This window comes from Methylobacter luteus IMV-B-3098, assembly GCF_000427625.1.
Classification (GTDB): domain Bacteria; phylum Pseudomonadota; class Gammaproteobacteria; order Methylococcales; family Methylomonadaceae; genus Methylobacter; species Methylobacter luteus.
On record NZ_KE386569.1, the window covers coordinates 2,711,575 to 2,725,933 of the forward strand.

Genomic DNA, 14,359 nt, shown 5'->3' on the forward strand with positions numbered 1-14,359 from the left:
TCAGTGCGCATAGGGTGCTGAACTCCGTTGAGCTATGATGAATCATTCACTATCAGGAGAAGAAAAATGACAAAATTCATTGCAAAAAGTCTTTTGCTTTTCATCGCTTCAGCATCTTCACTCGCCGGGCCAGCGGATAGCGGTACGGATCAATTGCGGTATCTGGAGGAAAGCCGCAGCCTTGCAAAGGAGTTCATGCAGGCATTGGGCGGCACGTTGAAAAAACAATTGAAAGCCGGCGGAGCGGAAAGCGCGATCAGTATCTGCAAGCATATCGCGCCGGCGATGGCGGCCGAATACTCGAAAGACGGCCGCGTGGTCAAGCGTGTATCCCTGAAAAACCGCAATCCGTTAATAGGTTTGCCGGATGAGTGGGAACGACAAGTTCTGGAAGATTTCGACAGGGACTACCACGATGGCAAGCCTGCTGCCGAGATAGAAAAAATTGCCATTGTTCAAGATCCCGATGGGCGCTGGTTTCGCTATATGAAAGCGATACCGACCCAACCGATGTGCCTGCAATGCCACGGCACACCGGACGATATGCCGGAAGGCGTCAAGGCCTTATTGGCGAAGGAATATCCGGAAGACAAGGCGACCGGTTATCATGCCGGCGAAATACGCGGCGCGATATCGATCAAGCGGCGCATGTAGCCATATGCTGCTTTAAAATGTGCATAAAATAACGCACCTCATGTGTGCGGATGATTTTCCGATGTAGGTGCGAATTCATTCGCACTGTGCGGATACCAACAGTAGGCGCTTTAGGCGAATCCGCACCTACAATTCCCTGATTTATTTCATGCTCATGACTTAGTACTACAGTTGTGGATTCTCTTTCTCCACCCCGCCATCGGCAACCGGATGAACGCAGAGCAGCGCATCAATCGCGATCGATGCGCCTCCTTATGCCGGCTAATGCCCGTGACCGCTATCCCCCGGCACACTGGCGACGATATTCAGATGGGTGGCAATATCGACGCCCGGATCGACCAGAATGCGCTCGCCGCCATGTTGAAAGGCAAACCTTTTTAAGGCTCTGAGTTCAAGAAAATAGCCGGGGCAGGTGGTTCCGGACTCGAGTTCCTCAGGCGTTGCCGCATTGCAGCGAGGGTCCGTGACAGGCCGAGGATCGGTGCTCTGGTCCGTGATCCAGTGAAAATGCGCATAGCTGCCGGGCTGCGGGATATCGTTGCGGCTGCCTGCCAGCCAGACCGGGTGGTCCGCGTTATGGTAGAGAAAAGTGGCTTCTCCGGGTTTGCCGCGCAGGAACCAGCCGATTACGCACTTGCGGGGCGGCGTATCCTCACTGCAATGATGCGCCACGGGATAGCCTTCGGGCGTGACCTCGCCGGTGAAAACAATGTACAGGAAGCCATGGATTTCACCGTTATTCAATAATTGGCTCTGCTGGTGGCTATCGATATGGTTGCCGAACAGAAAGGAGAATGCCGACGCATGATCGTCCCGCCAATCTGGCTCAGTCGCCCAGGCGGAACCGGAAAACGGACTGAACATCATGATGACTGCAAGGTACAAGCATATTCTCTTCATAGACATGGCAGACCTCTTCTCTAGGGTGAAGCACGGCTTATGAACCTGCCGGCTCATGGCTGTCCGGGATTGTTCTTCAGCTATGCGGGAAACCTGATCGTATGTTGTTCGTTATTCAGAGCCATTTTATTGAAAAGGACCAGCCTGAGTAATGCAGTTTGAGTATTTATTGAGAATGTGGATGGGATAGCTGATGCGCGCCGGCATCGATTGCGGGCGGCTATGATAGCGAGTGGCTTGCGGGCAGGCATGATAGAATAGGCGGAATTTGCAACGCCACCATTGATGGAGCCTCACTGCTTGCCCCATCCCATGCGCTTAATACACGATATGAATGATACTGACTTAAACGACAAAGACTTTATTTGTTACTGCAGCGGCACAACCAAAGAGAAAATCAGGGAGCTTATTGATAACGGCATCGACGATCTGGACAGCATATCGAGGCTGACAGGCGCTTGCGCGGGCTGCGGGGGATGTGAGACGGCGGTATCGGAGTTGATAGCTGAATATAGCTAGCGCATCTTGTGGGCTCGGTTTTTAGCGGTATGCAATGTTCGCCGCTCCGGAAATATCCAGCTTTCGTCGAGAGGGATTGCCAGCGATGGTGGCATGGCTTGCACCCGAAAAATCGCCAACAACAGAGCGGGAGGCGAATGCAGAAATGTTGCCGGCCCCTGACGCATCAAGACTGATTTCCTCTGCCTGAAGCAATGACGCATTGACTCGGCCAGATCCGCTTACAGTGGCTGTCAGTCGGGTAACGCTACCGGTCGCCATAATCTCGCTCGAGCCGCTGGCATTCATATTGATGGATGCGCCGGCCAGGTTCATGAGATTGGCAGCGCCGGCGCCTGAGATTGTTACCGACTGCAGGCTTGGTCCTGAGGCATCAATGCGGATGGGGGCATGTAGGTTAACGACTGTCCCTTTAAGCTCCACATTCAAACGTCCATTAACAACGCTTGTGGAAAGCAGCGGCAAAACGTCCGCCGGCGCGGTCACCTTCAGCGAGTTTCTACCTGACACCGCATAGGTCATCTTTACAGGCGCGTCGATCTGGAGACTATCGTAAAGAGGAAGCGCTCTTTCCTCCGTCTTGATCGGGCCGCCGGCAGTTACCGCATCGCCGGAAACCACTTTGCCGTTGACAATAACAACCCCGTTTCCTGAAACGGAAACAGTGCCGTTCGAATAAGTCACCGTACTATGGCCGCCGGCAGTATTGACATATACCTCGGCATGCACAATGCCGGCGAACATCAGAAGGCAGTAAAGTGAATAGCTTACGGATTTATGGATAAACGCCATTGTTTTCGCTCTCATGCTTTAGAGTTTCGCTTTGCCGGTGTTGCTCAGCCGGCTGGCTGTACCCGATGCCGTATCTGCCGGCTTGGCTACAGCACGATAGATGTGTTCAACGAAGGGCTGTGATAACAGTGCTTTCATCCAGGCTATCCAGGTGCGGCATGCCGCCCGGCACCGCTTGATTAATCGGGTGGTGTATAAAGACCACCCGATTATCAAGTGCTATTTATAAAATCACACACGACAGACGAGCGTTTTCCGGCACTAGTCTGCCTGGGGCTTGGGCGTCTTGGCGGTGGAAGCGGGAAGCAGCGGGTAATGCACTTCAGGCTTCTTGCCGGTGAGACTGTTCAGGAAAGCGATGATACTGTTCGTCTCCTGGCCGGTAAGGGTGACGCCAAGCTGGGTTTCTCCCATGATTTTGACCGCTTCATCCAGATCCCATACCGCACCGTTATGAAAATAGGGGGCGGTTTCGGCGATGTTTCTCAGTAACGGGACCTTGACCATCCCTTTGGCATCTCCTTTGAAATCACCCAGACTGGCGTATTTGTAAGGCTTGACGGCAGGGAATGCCTGCATGGAGCCGCCGCCTATGCCCACACCGTTGTGGCAAGCGGAGCAGCCTTTATCGATGAAGGTCGTAAGCCCCTCTTTCTCTTTGGCGTTCAATGCCGCATGATCACCGTGCATGAAGTCGTCAAACCGGGAAGGCGTGACCAGCATGCGTTCAAAGGCGCCGATCATTTTACCGATATTCTCCAGTGTCACCGGGTTTTCCTGCCCCGGAAAGATCCTCCGGAAGTTATTTACATACTCCGGAATAGAGGAAATGCGTTCCACGGCCAGTCCTGCGGGCATGGCCATCTCCGGACCGGCCTCAATAGGGCCTGTAGCCTGCGCTTCGAGATCGGGGCTTCGCCCGTCCCAGAACTGCTTGATGTTGAAGACCGAGTTATAGACGGTAGGCGAATTGAGGTGATGGGGGTTGTGCTCCCATTTGTGTCCGATGGCCGTAGAGATACCGTCAATACCGCCCAGGGCCAGGTTGTGACAGGTGTTGCAGCTGATCAGACTGCTTTTGGAGAGTCTGGGGTCGAAATAGAGCTTTTTTCCCAGCTCGAGCTTCTCCCTGGTGATCGGGTTGTTGGGATTGTCTATCAGCTTGAAGAGTTCGGCATGGTTCTCGGGGATGGGCTTAAGACCCGCGTCACTTGCTTTCTTAACCAGATCCTCTGCCGCTACGGCATTGACGCTGAGTCCTAAAAGGATTAAGGCGGCGCTGTTGAGTAGTTTCATGGTGCTTTTCCTTGTGTTGAGCCTAAACTGTGTCGGATCAATTCTTGGGGCGACGAGTTTCAGGAGGCAAAGCCCGATGAAGCCGATCCGCTTCGCCAAGCTGAATGATGATTTCCTGACTGCCCATGGTGATGATGATTACGCTTGGATACGCATGGCGCGCCACTCCAAAATAGTGAAGCACAGCGCGTAAATCAGACGCATTGCGGTCGGTTGATTTTAAGCCCGGCTTTATCCGTCAATTGGACACAAACGGCGTATTGATTGTACCCGGTTCATTTTATTGAAAACAGTAAGGCTGAGTAACGTAATTTGAGTGTTTGTTGAGACATTTTTGAGTGTTTATTGAAAGTGGAAGCCGCCATTAACGGTCTCCGCCGACCGATTGTTGCTGTAACCAACCCGTCATCAAACCGTTAACTTCCTGTAATAATGAAAGTGTATGGTAGCGCCATCACAACTCTATTATGGCCGCTGCTATGTCACTACACTACCGATCAGTCTGGATTTCAGATACGCACTTGGGAACTAGAGGCTGTAAAGCCGAGCAATTGCGGGATTTTCTCGATCATGTCGACTGCGAAACGCTGTACCTGGTCGGCGATATCATCGATTTGTGGAAATTCAGGAGTGGCTTTTACTGGCCGACCCTGCACAGCGACATCGTGCAGCGGATTCTTAACAAAGCCCAGCAGGGCACGCGCGTGATTTATATTCCCGGCAACCATGACGAACAATTCCGCAAGCATGCCGGCATGCATTTCAACGGCGTCGATATCCGGCTCAATGCCATGCATGAGACACGGGACGGGCGTCAGTTTCTGGTTTTGCATGGCGATGAATTCGACAGCATCGTCTGCCACAACAAGAGCCTGTCTTATATCGGCGGCGAGGCGTATGAGGTGCTGCTCGTCATCAATCGCTGGCTCAACAACATCCGCACGATGCTGGGCTACAATCATTGGTCGCTGTCGCTGTTTTTGAAAAATAAGGTCAAAAATATCGTCAGCTTTATGGATAACTATCAGCACGTCCTGAGCCTGGAAGCGCAGAAAAGGCATGTCGACGGCATCATTTGCGGCCACATCCATCATGCCGATATCACGCAAATGGAGTTCGGCAAGACCTATTGCAATTGCGGCGACTGGGTGGAGAACTGCACGGCTCTGGTTGAGGATGAAAGCGGCCGGCTCGCGCTGATCAGCTGGCAGGAAGAAGGCCAGGCGCTGCTTGACCGGGAAGAAGCGCAAGCGCCGGCTTATCCGCGGGCGGCCTGATCGTGCTGAAAAAATCTCTCCTGATGACGACCGGCAGTGTCGTCTTTGTGGTTGGAATGATCCTGTTCCCGCTGCCGGTTCCGTTCGGCTTGCCGACCATGATAGTCGGTCTTTCTATCATGCTCAAAGCCTCCAATGATGTGAAGCGATTGATCATTCGGCTGTTTAAACTTCATCCGCGAACAGAAAAACTATGGCGCAATGTCCGCGCATTGCGCCGGTTGTCGCCTCTGAAATCGATCGGCAATAAATTCTGAATACAGCTTGCGCACAAAAGCCAGAAGTCATTGCCGGCGTTTATTTTCTTCAGGAGCGCTGCTGCCTTTCCGTGCAAATCAGCAGTCGCTCCTTCCGGAGGGCGGGTGTGCGTAATCTGGCTAGCCTCCACGACGGCTAAAGCCATTAATTCGCACTCAACGGCGGCAATACGATGTTGATGCTAAGCGGGCGTTTCGGCTCGGCATCGAATGCCCATAGGGCACAAGTAAATTCGACCCTGCATTCTTAAATAAGAGACAGGTCAGCTCGAAAATGCTTTCATCAAAATGTCATTTTCCTGTCATGCAATGTTCATGGATCGGACACACAACTGACATCTTGAGCGCTTATTGTAACGCTGTCTTTTATTTCACCCGTTGACTACACATGAAGAATATAGATGCAGCAGTACAAATCAAACCGGTCAGGCGATTGGAATGTTTCATGGCCGATTCAGAGGACCTGATAAGACAAGCCCAGGCGCTACGCTACCGGGTGTTCGCCGGGGAAATGGGCGCCAAACTCAAGTCAGCATCGGAAGGACTGGATTATGATGAAGTGGACGACTATTGCGAGCATCTGGTCGTATTTGATAACGTCAATAACAAAATCGTCGGTTACACGCGCCTGCTGAATCAATATCAGGCTCAGCGCCTGGGCCGGTTTTACTCGGAAAGCGAATTCGATCTGGAGCGGGTATTGACGTTGCCCGGCCGTTTTCTGGAAATCGGACGAACCTGCGTCGATCCGGATTATCGCGGCGGTGCGGTATTGACCACCTTGTGGACGGGGCTGGTGCAATACGCGCTGGAAGGCGGATTTAACTATTTGCTGGGCTGCGCCAGCATCACACCCGGCCCTAGCGGTTTTGCCGTCGATGCGGTTTATCGCAGCATTGACGCCAAAAACCGGGCGCCGGCCGCGATGCAGGTCCGACCCAGCGTGCCGGTGCCCGAGCGCTTGCGATGCCAGCGCGATGAGTCGGGCATTCCTCCATTGCTGAAGGCTTACCTGCGCTTCGGCGCGCTGGTCTGCGGCGAGCCTTGCTGGGATGAGGACTTCAACTGCATGGACTTGTTCATGCTGTTGCCGCTGGATCAGTTGCAGGCCCGTTACAGCAAACATTATATGAGAGATTATCAAGGAACTCATGGCGATCGTTGTGCGGCTGTGCTTTAGGCTTTTTCTGATCATTTTGCTGTTCGGCTATGGATTGATCATTGCCGCTGGCATCTTTCCGGTTGTTAATGGGCTGTGCTCGTCCGGAGACGCCAGAGGCAGGCGCGATATGCTGAAAATACATTGGCTCAAGCTGTTCAGCGATATTTTATGCCTGGATATCATGGTTGAAGGCGAGTTGCCCAGGCGCGGCGCTTTACTGGTCTGCAATCATATCTCCTGGCTCGACATTATCGTGATCGGCCGCCATCTGCCGGGTTGTTTCGTCGCTAAAAGCGACATTTCTGGCTGGCCTGTGGTGGGTTATCTGGCCAGGCAGGCCGGCACGATCTTTATCCGGCGCGGCGACAGACGCCATATTCAGGCGACCGCCGAAGCCATGGCCGGGCTTTTAAAGGACGGCCGCAACATCATCGCTTTCCCCGAAGGCACCACGACCTGCGGCGACGGGGTGTTGCACTTTCATTCGTCACTATTCGAGCCGGCCCTGCTGACGCAGTCGATCATTCAGCCGGTGGCGCTGCAATATCATGGCGAGGCCAGGGCGAAGGCACCTTTCGTCGGCGACGATGCGTTCGTGCCGCATTTGATCAGGATGCTGGCGCTGGATAAAATCGAGGTCCGGCTCAATTTTCTGCCCGTTATTGCAGGTAGCGGCAACGCGCGCCATGCCGTCGGCATCGAGGCTAGAGACCGCATAGCGCGAAAGATTGCCGTCGCGCAGGCGCTTGAGCCGTTGGCTGTCGATGAAAAGCCGCAAACTGTCGTCTGATGGGAATTATTAATTTTCCGGAGCTCGAACAGATCAACCGCATCATCGAGCAGCTGGGCGACCGGGCCAGGGTCGAGGTGGTGGAACGGATTCAGTATCGGGATTACGAATTCCCGATTCATTGCATCACACTCGGTTCGACCCGGCCCGATGCGCCCGCGCTGGCTTTGTTCGGTGGCGTGCATGGCCTGGAAAAAATCGGTTCCGAGATTATCCTGTCGTATATGCAGAGCATCAGCCAGCTCATGGACTGGGATGAGGAGTTTCTGGCGCGTCTTGAAAAATCGCGGCTGGTATTCGTGCCCGTCGTGAATCCGGTCGGCGTCTGTTTCGGCATGCGCAGCAACGGCAACGGCGTCGATCTGATGCGCAATTCGCCCGTGCAAGGCGAGGGCGCTACGCGCATATACAGCGGCCACCAGCTGACGCCCAGGCTGCCCTGGTATCGCGGCGATGTGCTGAACATGGAGAAGGAGGCGCAGGCGGTCTGCCGTGTTGTGGACCGGCAACTGTTCAGCTCGCCGTTGTCCATGGCGCTAGACTTGCACTCGGGCTTCGGCATCCGGGATCGCCTATGGTTTCCCTATGCCGGCCGCAGAGCGCCGTTCGCATTCATCGCCGAAGCCCTGGCTTTAAAGGAACTGTTCGATCGCTGTTATCGGCATCATGTTTACAGAATCGAGCCGATGTGCCTGGAGTACCTGATCAACGGCGATTTGTGGGATTATCTGTTCGACAGCTTCAGGCAGAGCCATGCCGATCAGCACATCTTCATGCCATTGACGCTGGAAATGGGCTCGTGGCTCTGGCTGCGCAAAAGCCCGCTCAATCTGTTCTCGCGGCTGGGCTGGTTTCATCCGCTGCTGCCGCACCGGCAGCAACGCATTTTCCGCCGGCATTTCATACTGTTCGATTTTCTGCATCGCAGCCTGCTCTATCCAAAGTCCTGGGCGCATCTGGATGCGCGGGAAAAAGTCCTGTATCAAAACAAGGCGGTAAGTCTGTGGTATGAATAAGCATTTAGGGCGCAATTGGATACTGTTGCGCGGATTGAGCCGCGAATCGGCGCATTGGGGCGATTTTGTGCCGCTGCTGCAGGCGGCTTTCCCCGAAGCCAGAATAACGGCGCTGGATCTGCCCGGCACCGGACGCTACTACCGGGAAGCCAGCCCGAACACGATCAGCCAGATCACGCACAAAGTGCGCGCGCAGGCGCAGCAGGCAGGCTTACTGCAACAGTCGGTAACGGTGCTGGGGCTGTCATTGGGTGCGATGGTCGCCTTCGAGTGGATGCTGACGTACCCGGGCGATATCTGCGGCGCAACGCTGATCAATACCAGCTTCGCCGGCTTAAGCCCTTTTTATCGGAGACTGCGCTGGCAGAGTTTAGGCTGGCTGCCTTCGCTGGTGCTGAAGCGGAACCTGCACGAGCGCGAATCGGCGATTTTGGCTTTGGTCAGCAACCGTAATCGGGATGAGCAGATTGTCAGGGCATGGGAAAAAATACAGCAAGAGCGGCCGGTCAGCTTTAAAAACAGCTGGCGTCAGATCAGGGCGGCGGCAAGCTATAGGCCTTGCGACCGGCGGCCCGAGCAATCTGTGTTATTGTTGAATGCCAGGGGCGACCGTCTCGTAGCGCCGGAATGTTCGGTCGATATCTACAGAAAATGGCATTGGCACTATCGCAGCCACCCCTGGGCAGGCCATGACCTGACGCTGGATGACGGCGCATGGGTGGCGTCTCAATTGCGGGAGTGGGTGGCGCAGAATTGACAAGCTTGTCGATTGGGTACTGATTCGCATACCGGGAATAATAAGGATAATAAAAAAACCGCCTTCGGATTGCCCGAGAGGCGGTTTTTGTTGGGCAATAGCAGGCTATATTTATGCCGCTAATGACCGAGCGCGCTTGCGGTTGAAGCCCATCAGTCCCATTAAGCCGGAAGCAAATAGCCAGACCGCGGCAGGAACGGGAACGGCGTTAACATTTCCGTTGAAAGTAAAGTTATCCATTGCCCAATGACTTCCTGAGTTATTGATCACCAGGTGATCAATACCTGTCCAATTCAATGCAATCCATAGAGGGCTTTGGTTATTGATAGCAAAAGCGTTAGATGAATATAACAATGAACCGTCATTCCAGCCTTCAAAAGTTAAAGTCTGAACGCTGTCCCAGGCTGAAGTCCAGTAAGCGCCGTTAAAATCAAAAGTACCTGCGCCAGCCCAGTCGATATAGGTCGGTGTAGAACCAAAATAATTGAAGACAGTATTGTTAGGCGACACAGTACCAAGGTCATACCCGGAACCAGGATGAAAAGAGTTGCTGATAGAACCAATTTGTGTAGCGCCATTCCAATTAAAACCGCCATAACCATTAGTTACAGCAGATTCATCACCCGGCAAATCATCAAAAGTCAAAACAGCTGACTGCGCGGCATTTACGCCGAACAGAGCAGAACAAAGTACAACAGAACAAAATATTTTCTTCATGAATAACCCCCCCTAAATAAAAAAACTTGAATTTCCTACTGCCTAGTCCTAGCAGGTTAAAGAAGATAATATGTTTTATTGTATTCTTCCGTCATCACCCATTTGGGTGATAAACCTGAAAAAAGAGAAGTAGGCTGGACTGATAAACCCGGCATTTCTGGGCCACCCATGCCGGGTTTATCAGTCCAGCCTACACAAGCTTAATTAACGGATGAAACCTTCTGACTAAGAGCTGTAGGGATTGCATCATATTCCATGAAAAACCAAGCAACGCTTCGTGAATTTCGTGGTGAATCTTAAGTTGATGTTGTCATGAAACTGTCACTGAATTGTCACGGAATTTACTCGTAAATTGGTTATGCTTATCGGATTCCCAACAAGCGAGGATAGCCAGATGAGTAAGTTACAAAAAGACATTGTTACCGGTCTGCTTGTAGTTGCCGCCGCTTTCGGTTTGATTTACGGTCAATTGATTGCCTTTATGGGCATCGCCCAGCATTTTATGGCGCACAACTAGACCATCACTTTTAAAGAGACCTGTCAGAATTAACCGCTGATGTTACATAATCCTCAAAACATTATTAAGGCTACGAATGACTGTACGGATGTAACAGGCATGACTGGACAGATATTTGCTCCTCGGCAACTGCTCCTGCGTTGCTCTACTACACGCCATCCATGGCGTTATGCAATATCTGCATTCACCCCATCCATGGGGCTCATGCAGGAGGTAGGTAGAAAACTGCTCCCCGGCAACTGCGCAAAAGGCCATTAACGGGAGTTTTTATATTCCTCTTTTCATGCTATTTGCAGGAAAAAGACCTTGCCCATTACGTAGCAGCAATTAACATTTCAAACATCACATGCTGAAACTCTGGATTTATTGTTTTTTAACCTTTGTCCTGTTGGGCTGTACGCCTGCGGAAAACATCAGGCCGGAAACGGCTGCAGTCAAAAACGTCATTTTGATTATCGGCGACGGCATGGGCCCGCAGCAGGTCGGCTTGTTGCTGTCTTATGCGCGGCAGGCGCCCCACAGCGTGATCGCCAACCGCATGACGGCGCTGGACCGCATGATGGAACACGGCCGGCTGGGCATCGCCATGACCTATACGGCCGGTGCCCTGGTGGCCGATTCGGCCGCATCCGGCACCCAACTGGCCACGGGACTGCCGGCCGGACCGGAAATGCTGGGATTGGACCAGGACGGCAACCGCCAGGAAAACATCATCGAAAAAGCGCGGCGCATGGGCAAGGCGACCGGGCTGGTTTCGGACACGCGCATGACGCATGCGACGCCTGCCGCGTTTGCCGCGCATCAGGCGCACCGCAGCCAGGAGAATGACATTGCCGAGGACTTGCTGGCCTCGCAGGCCGATGTCATGCTGTCTGGCGGCCTGGACTACTGGATTCCGCAGCAGGCCGCTACCCCGTTGCTGCAACTGACAGGCAACGGCTTTGCCGTCAAGTCGAAACGCAAGGACAACAAAGACCTGTTGAGACTAGCCCAGCAGCAAGGTTATGCTCTGGCTTTCAATAAAGCTCAGCTGCAAAAGGCCAAAGGCAAAACCTTGGGCTTATTCGCCGATGCCGCCATGCCCGACGGCATCGCTGAGACACGGCTTAGAGAAGATGTTAGTCACTCGCGGCCCACGCTGCGCGAAATGTCGGCCAAAGCGCTGGACATTCTGGACGACAATGAGCGTGGCTTCTTTCTCATGATTGAAGCCGGCCAGATCGACTGGGCCTCGCACCGCAACGACACGGGGTTGCTGCTGCACGAAATGCTGCGCTTCAATGACATGCTGAATGCCGTGCTGGACTGGGCGGCCAATCGGCAGGACACGCTGATCATCGTTACGGCCGATCACGAAACAGGCGGTTTCGGCTTCAGCTATTCGGCCGAGAACATCCCGCAGCCGCGCAAATTACCCGGCGCCGTTTTTGCAAACAGTCTGTTCCAGCCTGGCTTTAATTTCGGCAGTCCCGACGTACTCGACAAGCTGTACGCGCAACAGCTCAGCTATCGCGATATTTTCAACCGGTTCGACGCCTTGCCTTTACCGCAACAAACGCCGTCGAAACTGGTCGAACTAGTCAACCGCTACACCGAATTCAAGATTACCGAGGCGCAGGCCGTGGACATTCTGACGACCGAGATCAATCCATTCTTCCATGCCGGCCATGGCACGCTGGGCACCAGGCGTGTGCCCAGGATGGATGTCAACGGGGCATTTTTTGTTTATCAGCAAGACAATCGCGAAAACTTGTTAGCGCGTGCCGTCGCGGCCAGTCAGCAGGTGGTCTGGGCGACCGGCACGCACACCAGCACCCCGGTCTATGTGTTCGCGCAGGGCCCGGAAGCCAGCGCGAAACCCTTCGCTGGAATTCTGCATCACACGCAAATAGGCCGGTTAATCAGCGACGCATTGCATTGAGCCGAGCCGCTGTTTCATGTCCTCGTCAACTATAGAGGTATAGTTTTGATAGCAAATTCTTATCGTTTTTTTGCCGTTGCCGCGACAGCCCTGAGCCTGATAACGATAGGTTATAGTGCTGTATTCCGGGCTGGCGCGGATAAGCCGGAATCCTTTAAGCTAGTCAGCATCTTCCCATCCGAAACCCGGGCCGCCGTGACTTTTGACGGGAGCATCCTCGCATCGCCTTTACTGGACATGTCTCAAGGCCGGCCTTTGCTGATTGTGGCGGCGTCGAACGGCATTATTGCGGTTCAGGATGCCGACACAGGCGCGCTGGAGTGGCAGATTGCAGTGCCTGTTCCCGACGGCCAGCAGGCGGAGATCGCTTCAACGCCGGCACTGGTCGGCGATAAGCTGATCGTACTCTATCAATGCCTTGAACAAGGCCGGCGCACTAAACACCGTATCGCCGTTATTGATCTGACCCGGAGACAGGTGCACAAAAATTTTCCGGTGCTGACTTTATCGGCTGAACAGCCCGCCGCCGATGGCGTTGCCACCGTAAAATTCAATCCACCCACGGCTTATTCGCACGCGGCCGTCAAGCATGCGGATAAAGCGGGGACCGAGCTGGGTTATGTTTATGCATCCTTCGGCAACGCAGGCGATGAGCAACCCTTTCACGGCTGGATTTTCGAGATCGACATGGATGCCTGGCAGCAACAAGGCTTGAAGCCGGCTGTCAGCAGTGTGCTGGTGACCACGCCGGAGGACAAATGCCCGACCACAACGGTTTATGGCGGAACAACCGAGATGATCTGCGGCGGCGGCGTCTGGACGCCGGCCGGACCGCAGATTTACCAAGCGGGGGATGATTTCGAACTGTTTGCGCCGACAGGCAACGGGCAGGTGGATCTGGCCCGGCGCGACTATGCCAATGCCGTGATGCGCTTGAAACCGGGGCTGCAATTCGACCCCGGCTGCGACGCCCGGTTGTGCGCCAATTTCAATCCGGGCAATCCCGCTACGGACTGTATCGCGTCCTGCAAGAATCTGTTCATTCCTCGCCTGCCGGACAACAGTGCGCCGTTGCGGCCGCACGGCGGCGAGTGCGACGATAAAACCTTTTGGGAATGCCTGGCGCGCATGGATTATGATCTGGGTGCAAATGCGCCGATAAAGGCAGAACTGGAAAACGGCTCTTCGGTGCTGGTGCAACCGGGCAAGGAAGGCGGCGTTTACCTGATTGATGCGGGCCATCTGGGTACGCAGTACGATCGTTTGCAGATCGTCGATCTATGCGGCGCGGCAGATGACGGATGCGCATTAGTCTGGCGGGGTATGATCGTCACGCAGCCGGTCATGGCTTATATTGACCGGACGCCAGTCGTCGTTATCGCCACGTTTGTCTCCGATAAAACGCATCCGGCAGGTTTGGTTGCCCTGAAAATCGTGATCGAGAATGGCCGGCCGCAATTCAAGCGGCTCTGGCGGTTTCCTGACCCGAAAAGTCCGGAAGCCGTGCGCGCTTTCCGGAGCCACCCCAGCTTGCCGGTTATTGCATCACCCGGTAAAAAAGGCGAGCCTTATGTCTGGGTGGTCGACATTGAGCAGCGCGGCGTCATTTACGGCGTGCGTCTGAAAGATGGCGCACTGGGGGCCAAAGGCTTCATGCAGGGCGCGGGGCGTCCTTTATCCGCGCCCGTCATTCATGATAACAAGATTTATATCGCGTCAAACGAGCCGGGCACGAACAAGTCCATGATGGAGGCCTATCGGATCGAGCCGGCCGATTAGGCGGC

The 14,359-nt window shown here is 54.1% G+C and carries 15 protein-coding genes; 11 read left to right on the top strand and 4 right to left on the bottom strand.

Features of this window, described 5'->3' with window-relative positions; translation table 11 throughout:
- The first annotated feature begins 66 nt into the window (after positions 1-66).
- Entirely contained in the window at positions 67-654 is a 588-nt protein-coding gene (locus METLU_RS0114550; RefSeq protein WP_027158852.1) for a Tll0287-like domain-containing protein, read from the top strand.
- 261 nt (positions 655-915) lie between these two features.
- Here the strand turns inward: METLU_RS0114550 and METLU_RS0114555 are convergent, their stop codons facing one another.
- A complete protein-coding gene (locus tag METLU_RS0114555) occupies positions 916-1,554 on the bottom strand; it encodes a hypothetical protein (protein ID WP_155920569.1) in 639 nt (212 codons plus the stop codon).
- 330 nt (positions 1,555-1,884) lie between these two features.
- On the opposite strand from METLU_RS0114555, the gene METLU_RS0114560 reads away from it, so the two are divergent.
- Positions 1,885-2,073 carry a (2Fe-2S)-binding protein gene (locus METLU_RS0114560; protein ID WP_036243828.1) on the top strand — a complete coding sequence of 63 codons (189 nt, stop codon included), beginning with the start codon at positions 1,885-1,887 and terminating at the stop codon, positions 2,071-2,073.
- Positions 2,074-2,094: 21 nt separating this feature from the next.
- Here METLU_RS0114560 and METLU_RS0114565 read toward each other — a convergent pair whose 3' ends face one another.
- On the bottom strand, positions 2,095-2,880 hold the full coding sequence (locus METLU_RS0114565) for a GIN domain-containing protein (protein ID WP_081679110.1): 786 nt from the start codon (positions 2,878-2,880) through the stop codon (positions 2,095-2,097).
- A 246-nt stretch (positions 2,881-3,126) separates the two neighbouring features.
- The gene (locus METLU_RS0114575) at positions 3,127-4,161 is read right to left on the bottom strand and encodes a cytochrome-c peroxidase (RefSeq protein ID WP_027158856.1); all 1,035 of its coding nucleotides are present in this window, start codon (positions 4,159-4,161) and stop codon (positions 3,127-3,129) included.
- Between the two features lie 479 nt (positions 4,162-4,640).
- Between METLU_RS0114575 and METLU_RS0114585 the strand changes: the two genes are divergently transcribed.
- From METLU_RS0114585 to METLU_RS0114610, 6 genes are all read left to right on the top strand, one after another.
- Positions 4,641-5,438 (top strand): UDP-2,3-diacylglucosamine diphosphatase, encoded by a 798-nt coding sequence (locus METLU_RS0114585; protein ID WP_036243833.1) that lies wholly within the window; start codon positions 4,641-4,643, stop codon positions 5,436-5,438.
- Between the two features lie 2 nt (positions 5,439-5,440).
- Positions 5,441-5,695: a hypothetical protein gene (locus METLU_RS25455; RefSeq protein ID WP_231383617.1), complete on the top strand. Its 255-nt coding sequence runs from the start codon at positions 5,441-5,443 to the stop codon at positions 5,693-5,695.
- A 388-nt stretch (positions 5,696-6,083) separates the two neighbouring features.
- A complete protein-coding gene (locus METLU_RS0114595) occupies positions 6,084-6,875 on the top strand; it encodes a GNAT family N-acetyltransferase (protein ID WP_027158858.1) in 792 nt (263 codons plus the stop codon).
- Positions 6,847-7,647, top strand: coding sequence for a lysophospholipid acyltransferase family protein (locus METLU_RS0114600; protein WP_027158859.1), 801 nt, complete (start codon positions 6,847-6,849; stop codon positions 7,645-7,647). Before METLU_RS0114595 ends, METLU_RS0114600 begins: the two co-directional genes overlap by 29 nt.
- On the top strand, positions 7,647-8,663 hold the full coding sequence (locus METLU_RS0114605) for a M14 family zinc carboxypeptidase (protein ID WP_027158860.1): 1,017 nt from the start codon (positions 7,647-7,649) through the stop codon (positions 8,661-8,663). Before METLU_RS0114600 ends, METLU_RS0114605 begins: the two co-directional genes overlap by 1 nt.
- Positions 8,656-9,420: an alpha/beta fold hydrolase gene (locus tag METLU_RS0114610; protein WP_027158861.1), complete on the top strand. Its 765-nt coding sequence runs from the start codon at positions 8,656-8,658 to the stop codon at positions 9,418-9,420. Before METLU_RS0114605 ends, METLU_RS0114610 begins: the two co-directional genes overlap by 8 nt.
- 111 nt (positions 9,421-9,531) lie before the next feature.
- Here the strand turns inward: METLU_RS0114610 and METLU_RS0114615 are convergent, their stop codons facing one another.
- Positions 9,532-10,137: a VPLPA-CTERM sorting domain-containing protein gene (locus tag METLU_RS0114615; protein ID WP_027158862.1), complete on the bottom strand. Its 606-nt coding sequence runs from the start codon at positions 10,135-10,137 to the stop codon at positions 9,532-9,534.
- A 394-nt stretch (positions 10,138-10,531) separates the two neighbouring features.
- Between METLU_RS0114615 and METLU_RS29000 the strand changes: the two genes are divergently transcribed.
- The 3 genes from METLU_RS29000 to METLU_RS0114630 all read left to right on the top strand — a co-directional run bounded on the left by METLU_RS29000 (position 10,532) and on the right by METLU_RS0114630 (position 14,354).
- Positions 10,532-10,654: a hypothetical protein gene (locus tag METLU_RS29000; RefSeq protein ID WP_269209266.1), complete on the top strand. Its 123-nt coding sequence runs from the start codon at positions 10,532-10,534 to the stop codon at positions 10,652-10,654.
- Positions 10,655-11,000: 346 nt separating this feature from the next.
- On the top strand, positions 11,001-12,575 hold the full coding sequence (locus tag METLU_RS0114625) for an alkaline phosphatase (protein ID WP_027158863.1): 1,575 nt from the start codon (positions 11,001-11,003) through the stop codon (positions 12,573-12,575).
- Between the two features lie 45 nt (positions 12,576-12,620).
- Positions 12,621-14,354, top strand: a complete 1,734-nt coding sequence (locus tag METLU_RS0114630; RefSeq protein ID WP_231383619.1) for a hypothetical protein — start codon at positions 12,621-12,623, stop codon at positions 14,352-14,354.
- Positions 14,355-14,359: the final 5 nt, after the last annotated feature.